This is a genomic window from Cupriavidus sp. USMAA2-4, from assembly GCF_001854305.1.
Taxonomy (GTDB): Bacteria; Pseudomonadota; Gammaproteobacteria; order Burkholderiales; family Burkholderiaceae; genus Cupriavidus; species Cupriavidus malaysiensis.
Genome location: NZ_CP017748.1, coordinates 4215752 through 4233234 on the forward strand (window position 1 = coordinate 4215752; position 17483 = coordinate 4233234).

The following is a 17483-nucleotide window of genomic DNA, read 5'->3' on the forward strand; positions in this document are numbered from 1 at the left end:
CGTTCATCGGTGATGTTCGCGCCACTCCTCATGGCCACGTTCGCGCCACTCCTCGTGCCCACGCCCGCGCCACTCATCGTGGCCACGCCCACGCCATTCCTCGCGGCCCCACCAGCGGCGGCCGTCCCAGTAGCGGTCGCCGTGCCAGCCGATCACGATGCCCGGCGGCGCAACCATCACCGGTGCCGCCGGATAGGCCGGATAGACCACCGGGGGCGGTGCATAGACCGGCGCGGGGGGCGCCACATAGACCGGCGGCGGGGCATAGACCGGGGCCGGGACACCGATGTTCAAGTCGACGTCGACGCGAGCCAGTGCGGACTGCGCGGCGACCAGGGCCAGGGCACCGCAGGCCGCGACGACCAGCAAGGGGCGCTTCATGATTTTCTTCTCCGGGGACGTCGATGACTCTACTCTAGCCCCAGGCCTACATTACAGTTGGCCGGCTTTGTAACGGCTCCTTTACATCCTCAACCGGACGTGTCCAAGTGCAGGTCGAGCGCGGCCATGCCGAGCCGCCGCGTGTCACGAACGGCACGAGGGCCGCTCCTGCGCGCGTCTATCGGGCATGCTGCCGGCGCCACTCGTACCAGCGTGCATGGCCTTTGACGTGCGTCAAGCCACGCGCGGGACGCCCTCGCTATCATGAGTTCGGTCATGGAGATGCGGGGGCGCTCTTCATGACTTGTCTACCCGTTTCCGCCAGGAAACTTGACCCGCGCGCCGCAAGGCGGGCGGGTTTTTTCTTTGGGCCGCGCCATCGTGGCGGCGGCTGTCACCGTGCTCCCGGCCGGTCCGCTGCCGTTGTGCGGCATGTGCATATAGCGGCCGGATCTTATGCGCAAAGCGCGCAAGGATCGGCGAAACCATTCGTTCCGTTCAGATAGGCCGCTCGGTAGTCTTCTCCCCTGACACAAGCAAGCTTTCCCAGCGCGGAAGGCCATAAAGCCGGCGCCGATGGGCGCTTCACGACACGAAGAAGGGAGCAAGACAAGATGATTCGCAAGCTGGCCATCGGACTCGCGGCAGTCGCACTGCTCGGCGCGGCGCAAGGCGCCTCGGCCAACACCAACCTGCTGAACGTTTCCTACGATCCGACCCGTGAGCTGTATGTCGACGTGAACGCGGCCTTTGCCAAGGAGTGGAAGGCCAAGGGCGGCGACGCCGTGACCATCCGCCAGTCGCACGGTGGCTCGGGCAAGCAGGCGCGCTCGGTGATCGACGGCCTCGATGCGGACGTGGTGACGCTGGCGCTGGGCTACGACATCGATGCGATCGCGGAGAAGGGCCTGCTCAAGCCGGACTGGCAGAAGCGCCTGCCGCACAATGCCTCGCCCTACACCTCGACCATCGTGTTCCTGGTGCGCAAGGGCAACCCGAAGGGCATCAAGGACTGGGGCGACCTGGTCAAGCCGGGCGTGCAGGTGATCACGCCGAACCCGAAGACCTCCGGCGGGGCGCGCTGGAACTACCTGGCAGCCTGGGGCTATGCACTGCGCCAGCCGGGCGGCAATGAACAGAAGGCGAAGGAATTCGTGGGCGAGCTGCTCAAGCATGTGCCGGTGCTGGACTCGGGAGCGCGCGGCGCCACCACCACCTTCGTCGAGCGTGGCCTGGGCGATGTGCTGATTGCCTGGGAGAACGAAGCGATCCTCGCCGTCAAGGAGCTCGGTCCGGACAAGTTCGACATCGTCGCGCCGTCGGTCTCCATCCTGGCCGAGCCGCCCGTGGCGGTGGTCGACAAGGTGGTCGACAAGAAGGGCACGCGCAAGGTGGCCGAAGCCTACCTGCAGTTCCTCTACAGCGAAGAGGGCCAGGAGATCGCCGCCAAGAACTACTACCGCCCGATTTCGGAGAAGGTGGCGGCCAAGTACGCGGCCAACTTTCCCAAAGTGAAGCTGTTCACCATCGACGAAGTGTTCGGCGGCTGGCAGAAGGCGCAGAAGGCCCACTTTGCCGACGGCGGCTCGTTCGACCAGATCTACCAGCCAGGCAAGCGCTGAACCCCGGGGGGCTGAGGCGTGCGAACGGAGCCCCGGCCCGCGTAACGAAGGCGAGGCAGGCGGTCGCCCCCCGCGAACGATGTCCCGCTTGAACTGAAGGACGGCAGGCAAGGGCCGGTGCGCCACGCGCGTAGCGAGCCCCGGTCCCGCCGCAGGCATGCGGCCCGCGCGGCGGGCTGCAGGAGGGCGGTCGTGCGCGCCTGTTGCGCCATGCGGCCGTGCCGACGATGGAATGCTGCAGACCGAACCAGGAAGCGCTACCGATGAACGCCAGCCAGAATTCCCTGCCGACCCTGCCGAACCGTGCCCGCAGACTGCTTCAGGTCGCGCTGGTGGCGGCGGTCGGCCTTTTCTACGCACTGCTCGCCACGCCGGCCGGCGCGCAGTCCATCAATCCCAAGCAGCTCCGCATCGGCTACCAGAAGTACGGCACCCTGACGCTGCTGAAGGCCCGCGGCACGCTGGAGCAACGCCTCGCGCCGCTCGGCATCGGCGTCAAGTGGACGGAGTTCCCGGCCGGTCCGCAGTTGCTAGAGGGCCTCAACGTCGGCTCGATCGACTTCGGCACCGTGGGCGAGGCGCCGCCCATCTTCGCCCAGGCGGCCGGCGCCCAGCTTGCCTATATCGGCAACGAGCCGCCGGCCCCGGCCGCGGAGGCCATCGTGGTCTCGCGCAATTCCGCCATCCAGCGGGTGGCCGACCTGCGCGGCAAGCGCGTGGCGCTGAACAAGGGTTCCAACGTCCACTACCTGCTGGTGCGCCTGCTGGAGAAGGCGGGCGTGCCCTACAGCGAAATCCAGCCGGTCTACCTGGCGCCGGCCGATGCGCGCGCCGCGTTCGAGCGCGGCGCGGTCGATGCCTGGGTGATCTGGGATCCGTTCCTGGCCGCCGCGCAGGTCCAGCTCAATGCCCGCGTGCTCGCCGACGGCCGCAACGTGGTCAGCAACCACCAGTTCTACCTGGCATCGCGGGCCTATGCGCAAGCGCGGCCCGATGTGGTCAAGCTGATCCTGGACGAACTGGCCGCCCTCGGCGCCTGGGCGGAAAAGAACCCCAAGGCCGCGTCTTCGGTGCTGACCACCGAACTCGGTCTCGAACCCGCGGTGGTGGACCTGGCCGTGGCGCGCTTCGCCTATGGCGCGAAGCCGGTCACGCCCGAGGTGCTGGCCGAGCAGCAGCGTATCGCCGATGTGTTCCACGGACTCAAGCTGATTCCCAAGGCGATCCAGGTCGCTGACGCCAGCTGGCGCCAGGTGCCGCGCTGATGGCGCCCGCAACGACGGCTTAGCGAAGACTTAGCGAAGACAAACGAGGCAAGGACATGCAGGTTTTCTGGTTCATCCCCACCCACGGCGACAGCCGCTACCTCGGCACCTCGCAGGGCGCGCGCATGGTGGATTTCGACTATCTCAAGCAGGTCGCCGTGGCGGCGGATTCGCTGGGATACGACGGCGTGCTGATTCCCACCGGGCGCTCCTGCGAGGATCCCTGGGTGGCCGCCTCGGCGCTGGCCGCGGTGACGCGCAAGCTGCGCTTCCTGGTGGCATTGCGTCCGGGCCTGATGACGCCGACGTTGGCCGCCCGCATGGCCGCCACCTTCGACCGCATCTCGGGTGGACGCCTGCTGGTCAACCTGGTGACGGGCGGCGACGTCGCCGAACTGGAGGGTGACGGCCTCTTTCTCGACCATGCCGAGCGCTACGAGGCCTCGAGCGAGTTCCTGCGCATCTGGCGCGAGGTCCTGGCCGCCAGCCACGAAGGCGGCCAGGTCAGCTTCGCCGGCAAGCACCTGCAGGTGAAGGGGGCCAAGGTCATCTATCCGCCCTTGCAGCGCCCGCATCCGCCGATCTACTTCGGAGGTTCTTCGGAAGCTGCCCATGAGCTCGCCGGCGAACAGGTGGAGACCTACCTGACCTGGGGCGAGCCCCCCGCGGCGGTGGCAGAGAAGATCGCCGACGTGCGCGCGCGCGCCGCGCGCCATGGCCGCACCGTCAGCTTCGGCATCCGCCTGCACGTGATCGTGCGCGAGACCGAGGCGGCGGCCTGGGCGGCGGCCGACGACCTGATCAGCAAGCTCGACGACGACGCCGTGGCGCGCGCGCAGGCGGTCTTCGCCAAGATGGATTCGGAAGGCCAGCGCCGCATGGCCGCGCTGCATGCCGGCGGTGCCAAGCGTTCGCGCGAGGCGCTGGAGATCAGCCCGAACCTGTGGGCCGGCGTAGGCCTGGTGCGCGGCGGGGCCGGCACCGCCCTGGTCGGCGACGCCAAGACCGTGGCGGCGCGCATGGCCGAGTATGCCGAGCTGGGCATCGACACCTTCGTGCTGTCAGGCTACCCGCACCTGGAAGAGGCCTACCGTTTCGCCGAGCTGGTGTTCCCGCTGCTGCCGCGCGCGGTGCGCGAGAAGCTGCCGGGCCAGGTCCTGTCGGGCCCCTTCGGCGAAGTCATGGCCACCGGCATCGTGCCGCGCGCGGCGCAGAGCTGAGGAGACCGCCATGTCCGCTCCCTTGGTGACGGCGTCGCAGCGCGGCCCGCGAACGGCCCGGGTGCGTGCCCTCGGACAGGCCATCGCACCCTGGGTGGTGCCGGTGCTGCTGGTGGTGGTGTGGCAGGCGGCCTCGCAGGCCGGCTGGCTGTCCAACCGCGTGCTGCCGGCGCCGCTGGCGGTGGCCGAGGCCGCCTGGGGCCTGGCCGTGTCGGGCGAATTGTGGAAACACGTCTGGGTCAGCACCTGGCGCGCGCTGGCCGGTTTCGCCGTCGGTGGCGGCCTCGGCCTGGCGCTGGGCCTGCTGACCGGCACTTTCCGCCCGGCCGCGACCTTGCTCGACAGCACGCTGCAGATGGTGCGCAACATCCCGCCGCTGGCGCTCATCCCGCTGGTGATCCTGTGGTTCGGCATCGACGAGACCGCCAAGCTGTTCCTGGTCTCGCTCGGGGTGTTTTTCCCCGTCTACCTGAATACCTACCACGGGATCCGCTCAGTCGACGCGGGCCTGGTGGAGATGGCGCGCAGCTACGGCCTGTCGGGCTGGCGGCTGTACCGCGAGGTGATCCTGCCCGGCGCTCTGCCCAGCATCCTGGTGGGCGTGCGTTTCTCACTGGGGCTGATGTGGGTCATCCTGATCGTGGCCGAGACTATTTCCGCGCAGTCGGGCATCGGCTACATGACGATGAACGCGCGTGAATTCCTGCAGACCGACGTGGTGCTGGTCGGCATCCTGCTGTACGCGCTGCTAGGCAAGCTGGCCGATGTGCTGTCGCGCGGGCTGGAACGCTTCTGGCTGCGCTGGCATCCAGGCTATCAATCGGCCTGAGCGGGCACCGGCAAGGACGAGGCAAGGAGCAAGCATGCAGAGCAATCCGATCGAACAGGCCGCGCTGGCCCTGCTGGAAGCGCGCACGATGGAAGCACGCACGAAAGAGCGGGCGGCGCAGGAGCGGCCCCGCGAACTGGCAGCTGCCGGCGGTATGGCCCTGCGCATCCAGCAGGTCGTCAAGCGCTACGACGGCCGCGAAGTCCTGCATGGCGTGGACCTGCAGGCCGCGCCGGGGGAGTTCGTCGCGATCGTCGGCCGCAGCGGCTGCGGCAAGAGTACCTTGCTGCGCCTGGTGGCCGGGCTGGAGGCCGCCGACGCGGGCGAGATCGCGCTCGATGGCCGGGAAGGCGAAACGGCCGGCGGGCTCCCGGGTGACATCCGCGTGATGTTCCAGGACTCGCGCCTGCTGCCGTGGAAGCGCGTGCTGGACAACGTCGCGCTCGGCCTGCCGCGCGAGCGCCGCGGGGAAGCCGCGCGCGTGCTGGATCAGGTCGGCCTGGCCGAACGGGCCGGCGAATGGCCGGCGCGCCTGTCCGGCGGCCAGCGCCAGCGGGTGGCGCTGGCGCGCGCGCTGGTGCACCACCCGCGCCTGCTGCTGCTGGACGAGCCGCTGGGTGCGCTGGACGCGCTGACCCGCATCGAGATGCAGGCCCTGATCGAATCCCTGTGGCGGCGGCTCGGTTTCACCGCGCTGCTGGTGACGCACGACGTTTCGGAGGCGATCGCCCTGGCCGACCGCGTGGTGCTGATCGAAGACGGCCGCATCACGCTGGACCATGCCGTCGCGCTGGCGCGGCCGCGCCAGCGCGGCAGTGCCGCCTTCGCCGAACTGGAGGACGCGGTGCTGCGCCGCGTGATGCGCCAGGCGCAGCGCGGCGCCGAGGATGCGCCGGCGCCGCACGGGTGCGAGGCGAGCGCCGACTGGTCGCTGGTGCGCAGCGTCGAATCGGTGCGCTGGGCGGTCTAGGCCGCGTGCCGGATGGTGCATGCCTGGCGTGGTGCCAGCGCCGCTTCCCCTGATCAACCTTGCCGGGCTTCCGCCCGGATTCAACTTTTACTCCCTCAACCGCAGGAGCTTCTATCATGAGCATTCAGGCCATCAACGTTCGCAACCAGTTCCGCGGCAAGGTCGCCGCCATCATCGAGGGACCCGTGGTCTCCGAGGTGGACGTGCAGACGCCGGCGGGCATCGTGACCTCGGTCATCACCACGCGCTCGGTCAAGGATCTCGGCCTGACCATCGGCAGCGATGTCGTCGCGCTGGTCAAGGCCACCGAGGTTTCCGTGGCGAAGCTGTGACGCAGACGACGGACTCGGCGGCGACGGTCGCCATGCCCGGCGGAGATTTGCGCGAGGAAACCGCAATGGCAAGCGAGATCGAATCCGGCGCGCTGGCAAGCGCGCTCGCCCGCTACATCGACACCCTGCCGCGCCAGCCCGAGTCCGGGCGCACGCTCTGGCGCGACGCGCGCGGGCAGGTGCAGGGGCAGTTTTTCCACTGTTCCCTGACCAGCGCCTTCGAGCCGCTGGTCAACCTCGCCGACCGGACCGTGGTGGCGCACGAAGGCTCGATCCGGACCTACTCCGGCGCGCAGGCCGGCGGCGACGATCCCGGTCTGGCGGCCTGGAAGTTGTTCGCCATGGCTGCCGACGACGATTCCCTGGTCTCGCTCGACCGGCTGTCGCGCCTGGTGCATGCGATCAACTATTTCGCCGCCGACGGCAGCGGCAGGCTGGTGCTCAACGTGCACAACCGCCTGCTGGCCGCAGTGGCCGACGACCATGGCGCGGCTTTCCGGCGCGCGCTGTATTCGCTGGGCCTGCCGCTGGATCGCTTCGTGATCCAGGTGCCGGCGAGCGCCAACGAGGACCTGCCGCTGCTGCTGCACGTGGTGGGCAACTACCGCCGCAACGGCTTCGCGGTCAGCCTGCAGGCCGCCGATCCGGCCGAGGCCGGCGCGCTGATGGCGCATGCTCAGCCTGACTGGCTCAAGCTGGACATGCGCCGTACCTGGACCGACCGCCAACTGGCCGGCCTGCATGCCAGCGCCAGCAATGCGGGGGTGACGCTGGTGGGGCGGCGGCTGCAGGACGCCTTGTCGGTGGAGCGCCTGCAGGCGGCCGGTATCGCACTGGGGCAGGGAAGCTACACCGGCGAGGCGGTGACCGTGCGCAGCCTGCGCGCGGCCGCGCCCCTGGTGCAACGCTGAACATCGAAAGCGGAAACCGAAAGGAAACTGGCATGAACCGGATCATCACGCAGGGGGCGGGCAGGGCGGTTGCCCGAGCGGCCGTCGACGAGGCCCGCCTGGATGTACCAAAAGGGCTGCAGGTGCTGACCGTTCCGGGCCTGCATGGCAGCGGCCCGGCGCATTGGCAGAGCCGCTGGGAACGCCGCTTCGCCGGCTGGCAGCGCATCGAACAGCACGACTGGTCGCGGCCCAGCCTGGCGCTATGGACCGAGCGCGTCTCCGAGGGCGTCATGCGCGCGCAGCGCGTGGCGCCGCGCGGCGCGGTGCTGGTGGCGCACAGCTTCGGCTGCCTGGCCGTGCTGCGGCAGGCCGCGCTCGATCCCTCGGGCATCGCCGGCGCGCTGCTGGTGGCGCCAGCCGATCCCGAGAAATTCGGCGTCGGTGGCTTGCTGCCCACCTCGCACCTGCCCTTCCCGTCTCTGCTCGTCGCCAGCCGCGACGACCCCTGGATGCCGCAGCGCACCGCCTTCAGCTGGGGCACGCTGTGGGGCAGCGAACTGGTCGACGTGGGCCTCCTCGGGCACATCAATGCCGAATCCGGACTCGAAGAGTGGCCCGCCGGGCTGGGCTTGCTCGCGACGCTGCTGCAACGGATCGACGCGACGGAGGCGGGCGCGCTTTCGACCGAGGAGCGGGCCGGGCCCTGGGAATCGGGGGTGGAAGTCGTGCCGACGGTTCCTTATATCTAAATCGATTAAAGAAATGCGCAAATATTCGTTCTGTTTATAAGGGGCGATCTGCAGAATCTGTCTCGTAGGCTGGCGCGATATGCGTTGGCGGCATAAAGAAGAGAGCCCCCGTCCCGGGAGCGCCGCGCAAGCGGCCCACCGGGCTTCAGCAAACGAGACGAGATGCCTTCCTCCCTTTCCCTGGCGGACAATCCGCCACCGGCCCGGCCGGATGCGCCGAACACCGCGCGGCGCGGCAGCAGCCAGCGCATCAGCCAGCGTTTCACCGTGCTGCCGGGCTTCGGACTGTCGCTGGGCTTCACACTGTTCTATCTCGCGCTGATCGTCCTGATCCCATTGTCCGCGACCTTCCTGAAGACCTTCACCATGAGCTGGCAGGTCTTCTGGAACACGGTCAGCGCGCCGCGCGTGGTGGCTTCCCTGCAGCTTTCGTTCGGTGCCTCGCTGGTGGCGGCGGTGGTCAACACCGTGTTCGGCCTGGTGGTGGCGTGGGTGCTGGTGCGCTACCGCTTCCCCGGCAAGCGCCTGATCGATGCCCTGGTGGACCTGCCATTCGCGCTGCCGACCGCGGTGGCCGGCATTGCACTGACTGCGCTGTTCGCCGGTAACGGATGGCTCGGCCGCTGGCTGGAGCCGCTCGGCATCAAGGTTGCCTTCACGCCGCTGGGCGTGGTGGTGGCACTGACCTTCGTCGGGCTGCCCTTCGTGGTACGCACGGTGCAGCCGGTGCTCGAGGACGTGGAGCAGGAACTGGAGGAGGCCGCCGCCAGCCTGGGCGCGACCCGGCTGCAGACCTTCCGGCGCGTGATCCTGCCGACCATCCTGCCGGCCCTGCTGACCGGCTTCGCCATGGCCTTCGCGCGCGGCACCGGCGAGTACGGCTCGGTGGTGTTCATCTCCGGCAACATGCCGATGGTCTCCGAGATCGCGCCGCTGATGATCTATTCCAAGCTGGAGCAGTACGACTATGCCGGTGCGACCGCCGTGGCGGTGGTGATGCTGGTGATCTCGTTCGTGCTGCTGCTGTTGATCAACCTGCTGCAGGCCTGGACCCGGCGCCACCAGTCGGGTGTGCGGGCAGCCGCGCATGACGCCGCTGCGGCGGAGGAGCACTGAGATGGCCGGAACCGCAGCGAGCTCGTTGGCAGGGCGCCTGAACGCAAGGCAGCCCGCCGGCACTTTCCACGACGCTACCGGCGAGGCGCCCTGGGTGCGCCGCGCCCTGATCGCGGTGGCGGTGCTGTTCCTGGCCCTGTTCCTGTTCGTGCCGCTGGCCTCGGTCTTCTACGAGGCCCTGCGCAAAGGCGTGCAGACCTATTGGGAGGCACTGGTCGAGCCCGACGCCCTGTCGGCGATCCAGTTGACGTTGACGGTGGCCGCCATCGCGGTGCCGCTGAACCTGGTGTTCGGCGTGGCGGCGGCCTGGGCCATCGCCAAGTTCGAGTTCCGCGGCAAGAGCCTGCTGATCACGCTGATCGACCTGCCGTTCTCGGTGTCGCCGGTGATCTCCGGCCTGATCTACGTGCTGCTGTTCGGCGCGCAGGGCTGGCTGGGCCCGTGGCTGGAAGCGCACGACATCAAGATCATGTTCGCCGTGCCGGGTATTGTGCTGGCGACCATCTTCGTGACCTTCCCCTTCGTCGCGCGCGAACTGATTCCGCTGATGCAGGCGCAGGGCAGCGAAGAAGAGGAGGCCGCCATCGTGCTCGGCGCTTCGGGCTGGCAGACCTTCCGCCACATCACGTTGCCCAATATCCGTTGGGGCCTGCTGTACGGCGTGATCCTGTGCAATGCGCGGGCCATGGGCGAGTTCGGCGCGGTCTCGGTGGTGTCGGGCCATATCCGCGGGCTGACCAATACCATGCCGCTGCACGTGGAGATCCTCTACAACGAATACAACTTCGCGGCGGCATTCGCGGTGGCTTCGCTGCTGACGCTGCTGGCACTGGTCACGCTGGGCATCAAGACCTTGGTCGAGATGCGCGCCGCCAGGGAAAGCAAGGCCGGCGCGCAGGGCGCGCCGGCGTGAAGCAGGGCAGGTGAGGCAGGACAGGGGCAAGCCCCCACGACAGGCAACAAGGACAGGCATCATGAGCATTCAGGTCAGGAACGTGGAGAAGCGCTTCGGGGATTTCGTCGCGCTCGACAAGGTCTCGCTGGATTTCGCCGAGGGCGAGCTGACGGCGCTGCTGGGACCGTCGGGCTGCGGCAAGACCACGCTGCTGCGCATCATCGCCGGATTGGAGCGGGCAGACGCCGGCCAGGTCCTGCTGTCGGGCAGCGATGCCTCGCAGCAGCATGTGCGCCAGCGCAACGTCGGCTTCGTGTTCCAGCACTACGCGCTGTTCAAGCACATGACGGTGTTCGAGAATGTGGCCTTCGGCCTGCGCGTGAAGCCGCGCGGCGAGCGGCCCGGCGAGGCGCAGATCCGCGACAAGGTGCGCTCGCTGCTGGAACTGGTGCAGCTCGACTGGCTGGCCGACCGCTATCCCACCCAGCTTTCCGGCGGCCAGCGCCAGCGTATCGCGCTGGCCCGCGCGCTGGCGGTGGAGCCGCGCGTGCTGCTGCTGGACGAGCCGTTCGGCGCGCTCGACGCCAAGGTACGCAAGGAGCTGCGCCGCTGGCTGCGCAGCCTGCACGATGAACTGCACGTGACCAGCGTGTTCGTCACGCATGACCAGGAAGAGGCCCTCGAAGTGGCTGACCAGGTGGTGCTGATGAACCGCGGCCAGGTAGAGCAGGCGGGCACGCCGGAAGCGGTCTACAACCATCCGGCCACACCGTTCGTGTTCGGCTTCCTCGGCAACGTGAACCTGTTCCACGGCCGCCTCGAGCTGGGCGCCGGCGGCGGGGTGCTGCATACCGGAGAGGCCTCGCTGCCGGTGGTGGCCGGCAGCTACGAAGCCGACCACGAGGACGGCAGCGAAGCCGTGGCCTACGCGCGCCCGCACGAACTCGACCTGGAGCGCTATGCGCCGGGTGCCGAAGGCATCGCCGTGACGCTGCGCCGCGCGCTGGCGCTGGGGCCGGTGGCGCAGCTCGAACTGGAGCGCGAAGACAAGCTGGGCGTGATCGAGGCGGCCTTGCCGCTGGAGCGCTTCCGCCACGCGGGCTTCCGCGAAGGCGAACTGCTCGCGGTACGCCCGCGCCAGTTGCGCGTGTTCGTGCAGCGCGGCGAAGGACAAGACAAGAACGCGGCGCGCGCACGAGGCGCGCATGCCGCCAAGCAGGGAGCCACACAATGAATTTCCAGCAACTACGATCGATCCGCGAGGCGGTGCGCCGCCAGTTCAACCTGACCGAGGTCGCCAACGCCCTCTACACCTCCCAGCCAGGCGTGTCGCGCCAGATCCGCGAACTCGAGGAAGAACTGGGCGTGGAGATCTTCGAGCGCTACGGCAAGCGGCTGACCGGCCTGACCGAGCCGGGCCGCGAGATCGTGCGCATCGTCGAGCGCCTGCTGCTCGAGGCCGAGAACCTGCGCCAGGCCGGCGACGAGTTCGCCGGGCGCCACACTGGCCGGCTGACGGTGGCCACCACCCATACACAGGCGCGCTACGCCTTGCCCAAGGTGGTGCAGAGCTTCCGTCGCGCCTACCCGCATGTGACGCTGGCGTTGCAGGAAGCTTCGCCTGCCCATATCGTCGAACTGTTGCTGACCGGGCAGGCCGACATCGGTATCGCCACCGAGGCGGTGGCCAGCGAAGCCGGGCTGACCTCCTTCGAGGCCTACCACTGGCAGCACGTGCTGGTGGTTTCGCCGGATCACCCGCTGACGCACCTGCCCGAGCCGACGCTGGAAGATATCGCCAGCTTCCCCATCATTACCTACGACGCCGGTTTCACCGGACGCCGCAAGATCGACGGCGCCTTCGCCGCCGCCGGCCTCCAGCCGGAGATCGTCCTGACAGCGATGGACGCCGACGTGATCAAGACCTATGCGGAGCTGGAGCTCGGCGTGGGCATCATCGCGTCGATGGCCTACGACGAGCGCAAGGATGCCGGCCTGGTGCGCATCTCGGCCGACCATCTGTTCGAGGCCAACACCACCAGCGTGGCGGTGCGGCGTGGTGCCTACCTGCGCGGCTATGCCCATGCTTTCATCAATATGTTCGCCCCCCACCTGTCGCGCGAGACCGTCAGCACGGTGCTGACCGAGACGGCGGGGCGGCAGGCGCTGGCCGCCTGAGCCCGGCGTCCTGCCGGCGCCGGGGCCTGTGCGGTCGATCAGGCCGCACAGGCAGCCACCGCCGCCCGCTCGCGCATCCTGCCGGGCCGTTGGCGCCTCGCCAGGCCCATTCGTCGCACGCATCTTCCGCCGCCGCGGCGCCGGGCGTACATTGCGTTCACGCTGCGGCGGCGGCGCTGCTCCCCGAGCCCGGACACGGGCTGGAGCCGGCATGCTGCGGCGCAGGAAACGGCCCCTCGAGGCCGGTGCGAGGAGAGCGCGAGTGAGCAATGCGAACGAATTGAAGGAAGGCTGCGGCCGCCCCCGCTACCGCGGGCTGCTGGCCCCCCTGATCCTGATCCTGCTGGGCGGCGTGTTCCTGCTGCAGCATGCGGGGCTGCTGCCGCAAGCATTCGCGCGGCAGTGGTGGCCGCTGCTGCTGGTGGTCATCGGCGTGGCGATGCTGCTGCGCCGCAGCGCCCTGCGCCGCTGAGCAGCGCACCCGCCAGCCCCCCGAGGCGCCCGATCATGCGCGATGACCCGCTGCTGCGGTGGCAGTGGCACGGCTATGGCCGCAACCACCAGGATCCCCGCAACCTGCTGCTGCACCTGTTCGCTGTGCCCCTGTTCATGGCCGGCACATTGGCCGTGCTGGCCGGCGTCTGCCAGGGGAGCCCGCTGTTCGCCGGCGCCGGCCTGGCCGCCGCGCTCGGCTCGCTGGCACTGCAGGGGCGCGGCCATCGACTTGAGCGTCACGCGCCCGAGCCGTTCGGCGGTGCAGGCGACGCGCTGGCACGCATCCTGGCCGAGCAATGGATCACTTTTCCGCGCTTTCTGTTGAGCGGTGGCTGGCGCGAGGCGTGGCGTGCGCGCAGGCCGCAGCCGGGCGCGGCCGACTGAGGTGCGGGCGGCGGGCGTGCCGCGGGCGTTGCCGGCGCGGTGCCCGGGCCTTGCCGCTGCCACGGACGCGGTTAAGATAGTTGTCATGAAACCCTGCCTTGCTCTTGCCGTGCCGTCGCGTTTCTCGATCCTCATGCGTGATCTCGCGTTCGTGCTCTGCATGAACACCGTGATTGCGGTCAGCCTGAACTACGGTTTCCAGACCGGCGGCTCGCTCTGGCACAACTTCGTCTACAGCCAGTTGATCGGTCTGTCGATCTGGGTGCTGATCGATATCCCGCGCGTCTTCCTGTGGTGGAACGACAAGCCGCGCCGCCTGCCTTTCCTGTTGCTGGCGGCGGCGGCAGTGCCGCTGGGAGTCATCATCGGCGGCTGGTGCTCACGCGTGTCGCTGGGCCTGCCGCCCAAGACGCCGGGCGAGATCAGCGAAATGATGCGTGTCAGCCTGGTGGTGGGGATGCTGGCCTCAGCGAGCATGATCTACTTCTACTGGTCGCGCGAGAAACTGGCCTACCTGGAGCGGCATGCGGCGCTCGACGCCTTGCAGCGGGAGGAGGCGGAGAAGCAACTGGTGCGTGCGCAGCTGATGGCACTGCAGGCGCAGATCGAGCCCCACTTCCTGTTCAATTCGCTGGCCAACCTGGATGGCCTCATCGCCACCGACCCGCACGCTGCGCGCCGCCTGCTGCAGCGGCTGATCGGCTTCCTGCGCACCTCGCTGGCGCATACGCGCGCCGAGCAGTGCACGCTGAGCCAGGAGTTCGAACTGCTGCGCAGCTACCTGGATATCCAGGGCATGCGCTTCGGCGCCCGCTTGTCGTATGAGCTCGACCTGCCGGCCGAGCTGGCGGAGGTCGAGATCCCGCCGATGCTGATCCAGCCGCTGGTCGAGAACGCCGTCACCCACGGTATCGAGCCTTGCATGATGGGCGGACGCATCGTGCTGTCGGCACGGGCCGCAGGCGACGGCGCCGTGCAGGTGTCGATTGCCGATACCGGCGTCGGGTTTGCGCATGGCGGCGGCAAGGGTTCCGGCCTCGGCCTGACGCATGTGCGCGAGCGGCTGGCGCGCATCTTCGGCGCCGGGGCTTCCATGCAGATCGAAGAGAACAGCCCGCGTGGCGTGATCGTGCGCCTGACCCTGCCGATCGGCCAGGGGGCGAGGGATTCCGGCCAGCGCGCCGCTTCCGGTGCCGGGGAAGCCGGGCCGGCGCTGGCGGGAAGGCCTGCCACCGCTTCGCTCGGCGCCGCCGCACGTTCCTGAGCCGCGGGCCCTCGGCGGCTGTGCCGGCAGCGGCCGTGGCAACTGAACGGCAATGACAACGACAACGATATCGAGGAGGTCCGCTGATGGCGCAAAGTCCCACCGTCCTGATCGCCGATGACGAGCCGCTGCTGGCCCGCGTGCTGGAGGCCGAGCTGGCACGGCTGTGGCCGGAGGCACTGGTGGTGGCGGCGGTGCATGATGGCGTGGCGGCGCTGGAGGCAGCGCGTGCCGAAGCGCCGCAAGTCGCCTTCCTCGACATCCGCATGCCCGGCATGAGCGGCCTGGACGTGGCGCGCGAACTGCTCGAGTCGCCGCGGCCGCCGCTGGTCGTGTTCGTGACAGCCTATGACCAGTTCGCGGTAGAGGCTTTCGAGCGGGCCGCGGTCGATTACGTGCTCAAGCCGGTACAGAGCGAGCGCCTGGCCGCCACCGTCGCGCGCCTCAAGGCCCGCCTGGCCGGGCCGGCTGCCGCCGGACCCGCACCGGCCCAGGTCGACAGCGCGCGCCTGGCCCAATTGCTCGAGCGGCTGGAGTCGCTCGAGCGGCCGCCGCAGCAGCCGGGCCAGTACCTGCGCTTCATCAAGGCCCTGGTGGGCCAGGAAGTCCGCATCATCCCGGTCGACGAGGTGATCTACCTGGAGGCGACCGATAAGTACGTCAACGTGGTGTCGGCCAATGGCGAGGCCTTGATCCGCACCAGCCTGCGCGAGTTGGCGCAGCAGCTCGATCCAGAGCGCTTCTGGCAGATCCACCGCGGCACCGTCGTCAACATCGATTGCGTAACCAGTGCCGTCAACCAGTCGCTGGGGCGGGTCAGCCTCAAACTGCGCCACCGCAACGAAATGCTGCCGGTGGCGCGCCAGTACGCGCACCTGTTCCGCCAGATGTAGCGGCGGCGGTCCCGTCGCGCGGGACACGCTGCGCTGGGCAGCGTGGATTTCCTCTATGATGTCGAGCTTGGGGCGGCGCCTTGCGCGCTCCGACCGGCCTGGGACGCGCGGCGGCCAGCACGCTGCGGTTTGCTGCGTCGCGCTGCCGCCCGAGCCTTCCCTCGACGTCATCTGCCGCCAGCCGCCGCCAGCCGTCATGTCCCAGCCGATTCCCGCTCCTGCTTCCGCTGCTCCCGCTGATCCCGCTGTTTCCTCGCCATCCGCCGAACTGGGTGGCCACCTGCTGGTCGACACCCTGCTGGCCCAGGGCGCACGCCTGGCCTTCGGCGTGCCGGGCGAAAGCTACCTGGCCGTGCTCGATGGCTTCCACCGGCGCCGCGAGCAGATGCGTTTCATCGTCTGCCGGCAGGAGGGCGGGGCGGCCGTGATGGCCGAAGCCTACGGCAAGCTGACCGGCCAGCCTGGCCTGGCCTTCTGCACGCGCGGGCCAGGGGCGACCAATGCCAGCATCGGCGTCCACACGGCTTTCCAGGATTCGACGCCGATGATCTTGTTCATCGGCCAGGTCGGCACCGACTTCATGGATCGCGAAGCCTTCCAGGAAATCGACTATCGCCGCATGTTCGGCCAGATGGCCAAGTGGGTGGCGCAGGTCGACCGGGTGGAGCGCATTCCGGAGTATGTGGCGCGCGCCTACCAGACCGCGACCGCCGGCCGCCCGGGGCCGGTCGTTCTGGCGCTGCCCGAGGACATGTTGACCCGGCACGCCGCGGCGGCCCTGCCCGCGCCCTACCAGCGTGTCATGAGCTGGCCCGGCGAAGCCGAGCTGGCGCGCCTGGCCAGCCTGCTGGCCGGCGCCGAGCGTCCCTTCCTGCTGCTGGGCGGCAGCGGCTGGACGCCCGAGGCCTGCGCCCAGATGGAACAGTTCGCGGAGCGCTTTGCGCTGCCGGTGGGCTGCGCCTTCCGCGGGCAGGACCTGTTCGACAACCGCCATCCCAACTATGCGGGCGACGTCGGCATCGGCATCAATCCCGCGCTCGCGGAACGGATCCGCGGCGCCGACCTGTTGCTGGCGGTCGGGCCGCGCCTGGGCGAGATGACCACCGGTGGCTATACCCTGGTGCGGGCGCCGCGACCAACGCAGACGCTGATCCACGTGCACGCGGGCGCCGAGGAACTGGGCAGCGTGTACCAGGCCGACCTGATGGTGCAGGCCTCGATGCCGGCCATCGCCGCGCGCCTGGCGCGCCTCGAGCCGCCGGTGGCGGCGCGCTGGCGTGCCTGGGCCGAGGCGGCACATGCCGACTACGAGCGCTATCGCGTGCCGCCGGCGGCCGAGGCGGGCGCTGCGCACGCAGGCGTGGACATGGCCGAAGTGGTGCGTACCCTGGACCGCGTGCTGCCCGACGATGCTGTGGTGACCAATGGTGCGGGCAATTACGCCAGCTGGCTGCACCGCTATTTCCGCTATCGCCCCTTCCGCGCCGGCGGTCGCGGCCAGCTCGCGCCGACCAGCGGTGCCATGGGCTACGGCGTGCCCGCCGCGGTCGGGGCCAAGATCGCCTTCCCGCAGCGCACGGTGGTGGCGCTGGCCGGCGACGGCTGTTTCCTGATGAACGGCCAGGAACTGGCCACGGCCGTGCAGTACGGCGCCGCCGTGGTCTTCATCGTGGTCAACAACGGCATGTACGGCACCATCCGCATGCACCAGGAGCGCGAGTACCCGGCCCATGTCAGCGGCACCGAGCTGCACAACCCGGACTTCGCCGCGCTGGCGCGAGCCTACGGCGCGCACGGTGTCCTCGTGACCGAGACCAGCGCCTTCGAGCCTGCCCTGCGCGAAGCACTGGCGGCGGGGCGCCCGGCATTGATCGAGGTCCGCGTCGACCCCGATGCAATCACGCCACGCACGACCCTGTCGGCGATCCGTGCGCAGGCACTCGCCGCCGGCCGCGGCGGCCAATGAGTGGCGCGGGCATGCGCCGCCACCGCATTCC

At 69.3% G+C, this 17483-nt stretch carries 18 protein-coding genes; 17 read left to right on the plus strand and 1 reads right to left on the minus strand.

The features are described 5' to 3' along the window. Positions 1 to 3: 3 nt before the first annotated feature. Positions 4 to 381: a hypothetical protein gene (locus tag BKK79_RS18780; RefSeq protein WP_071013693.1), complete on the minus strand. Its 378-nt coding sequence runs from the start codon at positions 379 to 381 to the stop codon at positions 4 to 6. Positions 382 to 995: 614 nt separating this feature from the next. Between BKK79_RS18780 and BKK79_RS18785 the strand changes: the two genes are divergently transcribed. From BKK79_RS18785 to BKK79_RS18865, 17 genes are all read left to right on the plus strand, one after another. After that, complete coding sequence (locus BKK79_RS18785) at positions 996 to 2003, plus strand: sulfate ABC transporter substrate-binding protein (RefSeq protein ID WP_071013691.1); 1008 nt, start codon at positions 996 to 998, stop codon at positions 2001 to 2003. A 263-nt stretch (positions 2004 to 2266) separates the two neighbouring features. Continuing rightward, on the plus strand, positions 2267 to 3268 hold the full coding sequence (locus BKK79_RS18790) for a sulfonate ABC transporter substrate-binding protein (protein WP_071038224.1): 1002 nt from the start codon (positions 2267 to 2269) through the stop codon (positions 3266 to 3268). A 56-nt stretch (positions 3269 to 3324) separates the two neighbouring features. Further along, positions 3325 to 4488, plus strand: coding sequence for an FMNH2-dependent alkanesulfonate monooxygenase (ssuD, locus tag BKK79_RS18795; protein WP_071038225.1), 1164 nt, complete (start codon positions 3325 to 3327; stop codon positions 4486 to 4488). A 10-nt stretch (positions 4489 to 4498) separates the two neighbouring features. Then, on the plus strand, positions 4499 to 5317 hold the full coding sequence (ssuC, locus tag BKK79_RS18800; RefSeq protein WP_071013683.1) for an aliphatic sulfonate ABC transporter permease SsuC: 819 nt from the start codon (positions 4499 to 4501) through the stop codon (positions 5315 to 5317). A gap of 88 nt (positions 5318 to 5405) precedes the next feature. Next, positions 5406 to 6287 carry an ATP-binding cassette domain-containing protein gene (locus BKK79_RS18805; protein WP_084084924.1) on the plus strand — a complete coding sequence of 294 codons (882 nt, stop codon included), beginning with the start codon at positions 5406 to 5408 and terminating at the stop codon, positions 6285 to 6287. A gap of 116 nt (positions 6288 to 6403) precedes the next feature. After that, entirely contained in the window at positions 6404 to 6619 is a 216-nt protein-coding gene (locus BKK79_RS18810) for a TOBE domain-containing protein (RefSeq protein ID WP_071013679.1), read from the plus strand. Between the two features lie 65 nt (positions 6620 to 6684). After that, entirely contained in the window at positions 6685 to 7530 is an 846-nt protein-coding gene (locus BKK79_RS18815; protein WP_071013676.1) for an EAL domain-containing protein, read from the plus strand. Positions 7531 to 7562: 32 nt separating this feature from the next. Beyond that, positions 7563 to 8261 carry an RBBP9/YdeN family alpha/beta hydrolase gene (locus tag BKK79_RS18820; RefSeq protein ID WP_071013674.1) on the plus strand — a complete coding sequence of 233 codons (699 nt, stop codon included), beginning with the start codon at positions 7563 to 7565 and terminating at the stop codon, positions 8259 to 8261. A 162-nt stretch (positions 8262 to 8423) separates the two neighbouring features. After that, on the plus strand, positions 8424 to 9377 hold the full coding sequence (gene cysT / locus BKK79_RS18825) for a sulfate ABC transporter permease subunit CysT (protein WP_071013671.1): 954 nt from the start codon (positions 8424 to 8426) through the stop codon (positions 9375 to 9377). A gap of 1 nt (position 9378) precedes the next feature. Then, entirely contained in the window at positions 9379 to 10290 is a 912-nt protein-coding gene (gene cysW / locus BKK79_RS18830) for a sulfate ABC transporter permease subunit CysW (protein WP_071038227.1), read from the plus strand. A gap of 61 nt (positions 10291 to 10351) precedes the next feature. Continuing rightward, positions 10352 to 11506, plus strand: coding sequence for a sulfate/molybdate ABC transporter ATP-binding protein (locus BKK79_RS18835; RefSeq protein WP_071013665.1), 1155 nt, complete (start codon positions 10352 to 10354; stop codon positions 11504 to 11506). Further along, positions 11503 to 12450: a CysB family HTH-type transcriptional regulator gene (locus BKK79_RS18840; RefSeq protein WP_071013663.1), complete on the plus strand. Its 948-nt coding sequence runs from the start codon at positions 11503 to 11505 to the stop codon at positions 12448 to 12450. The genes BKK79_RS18835 and BKK79_RS18840 overlap by 4 nt, the downstream gene beginning before the upstream one ends. A 262-nt stretch (positions 12451 to 12712) precedes the next feature. After that, positions 12713 to 12922: a LiaI-LiaF-like domain-containing protein gene (locus BKK79_RS18845; RefSeq protein ID WP_231907922.1), complete on the plus strand. Its 210-nt coding sequence runs from the start codon at positions 12713 to 12715 to the stop codon at positions 12920 to 12922. 35 nt (positions 12923 to 12957) lie between these two features. Beyond that, positions 12958 to 13329 (plus strand): terminase, encoded by a 372-nt coding sequence (locus BKK79_RS18850; RefSeq protein WP_071038228.1) that lies wholly within the window; start codon positions 12958 to 12960, stop codon positions 13327 to 13329. A gap of 85 nt (positions 13330 to 13414) precedes the next feature. Continuing rightward, on the plus strand, positions 13415 to 14593 hold the full coding sequence (locus tag BKK79_RS18855; RefSeq protein ID WP_071013658.1) for a sensor histidine kinase: 1179 nt from the start codon (positions 13415 to 13417) through the stop codon (positions 14591 to 14593). 86 nt (positions 14594 to 14679) lie between these two features. Continuing rightward, complete coding sequence (locus BKK79_RS18860) at positions 14680 to 15486, plus strand: LytR/AlgR family response regulator transcription factor (protein ID WP_071013655.1); 807 nt, start codon at positions 14680 to 14682, stop codon at positions 15484 to 15486. Between the two features lie 196 nt (positions 15487 to 15682). After that, a complete protein-coding gene (locus BKK79_RS18865; RefSeq protein ID WP_071038229.1) occupies positions 15683 to 17452 on the plus strand; it encodes a thiamine pyrophosphate-binding protein in 1770 nt (589 codons plus the stop codon). Positions 17453 to 17483: the final 31 nt, after the last annotated feature.

Excerpts from the sequence above, each read along its gene's own strand:
- BKK79_RS18780 (WP_071013693.1), bottom strand. The coding sequence starts at position 381 with ATGAAGCGCCCCTTGCTGGTCGTCGCGGCCTGCGGTGCCCTGGCCCTG.
- BKK79_RS18785 (WP_071013691.1), top strand. The coding sequence starts at position 996 with ATGATTCGCAAGCTGGCCATCGGACTCGCGGCAGTCGCACTGCTCGGC.
- BKK79_RS18790 (WP_071038224.1), top strand. The coding sequence starts at position 2,267 with ATGAACGCCAGCCAGAATTCCCTGCCGACCCTGCCGAACCGTGCCCGC.
- ssuD (WP_071038225.1), top strand. The coding sequence starts at position 3,325 with ATGCAGGTTTTCTGGTTCATCCCCACCCACGGCGACAGCCGCTACCTC.
- ssuC (WP_071013683.1), top strand. The coding sequence starts at position 4,499 with ATGTCCGCTCCCTTGGTGACGGCGTCGCAGCGCGGCCCGCGAACGGCC.
- BKK79_RS18805 (WP_084084924.1), top strand. The coding sequence starts at position 5,406 with ATGGAAGCACGCACGAAAGAGCGGGCGGCGCAGGAGCGGCCCCGCGAA.
- BKK79_RS18810 (WP_071013679.1), top strand. The coding sequence starts at position 6,404 with ATGAGCATTCAGGCCATCAACGTTCGCAACCAGTTCCGCGGCAAGGTC.
- BKK79_RS18815 (WP_071013676.1), top strand. The coding sequence starts at position 6,685 with ATGGCAAGCGAGATCGAATCCGGCGCGCTGGCAAGCGCGCTCGCCCGC.
- BKK79_RS18820 (WP_071013674.1), top strand. The coding sequence starts at position 7,563 with ATGAACCGGATCATCACGCAGGGGGCGGGCAGGGCGGTTGCCCGAGCG.
- cysT (WP_071013671.1), top strand. The coding sequence starts at position 8,424 with ATGCCTTCCTCCCTTTCCCTGGCGGACAATCCGCCACCGGCCCGGCCG.
- cysW (WP_071038227.1), top strand. The coding sequence starts at position 9,379 with ATGGCCGGAACCGCAGCGAGCTCGTTGGCAGGGCGCCTGAACGCAAGG.
- BKK79_RS18835 (WP_071013665.1), top strand. The coding sequence starts at position 10,352 with ATGAGCATTCAGGTCAGGAACGTGGAGAAGCGCTTCGGGGATTTCGTC.
- BKK79_RS18840 (WP_071013663.1), top strand. The coding sequence starts at position 11,503 with ATGAATTTCCAGCAACTACGATCGATCCGCGAGGCGGTGCGCCGCCAG.
- BKK79_RS18850 (WP_071038228.1), top strand. The coding sequence starts at position 12,958 with ATGCGCGATGACCCGCTGCTGCGGTGGCAGTGGCACGGCTATGGCCGC.
- BKK79_RS18855 (WP_071013658.1), top strand. The coding sequence starts at position 13,415 with ATGAAACCCTGCCTTGCTCTTGCCGTGCCGTCGCGTTTCTCGATCCTC.
- BKK79_RS18860 (WP_071013655.1), top strand. The coding sequence starts at position 14,680 with ATGGCGCAAAGTCCCACCGTCCTGATCGCCGATGACGAGCCGCTGCTG.
- BKK79_RS18865 (WP_071038229.1), top strand. The coding sequence starts at position 15,683 with ATGTCCCAGCCGATTCCCGCTCCTGCTTCCGCTGCTCCCGCTGATCCC.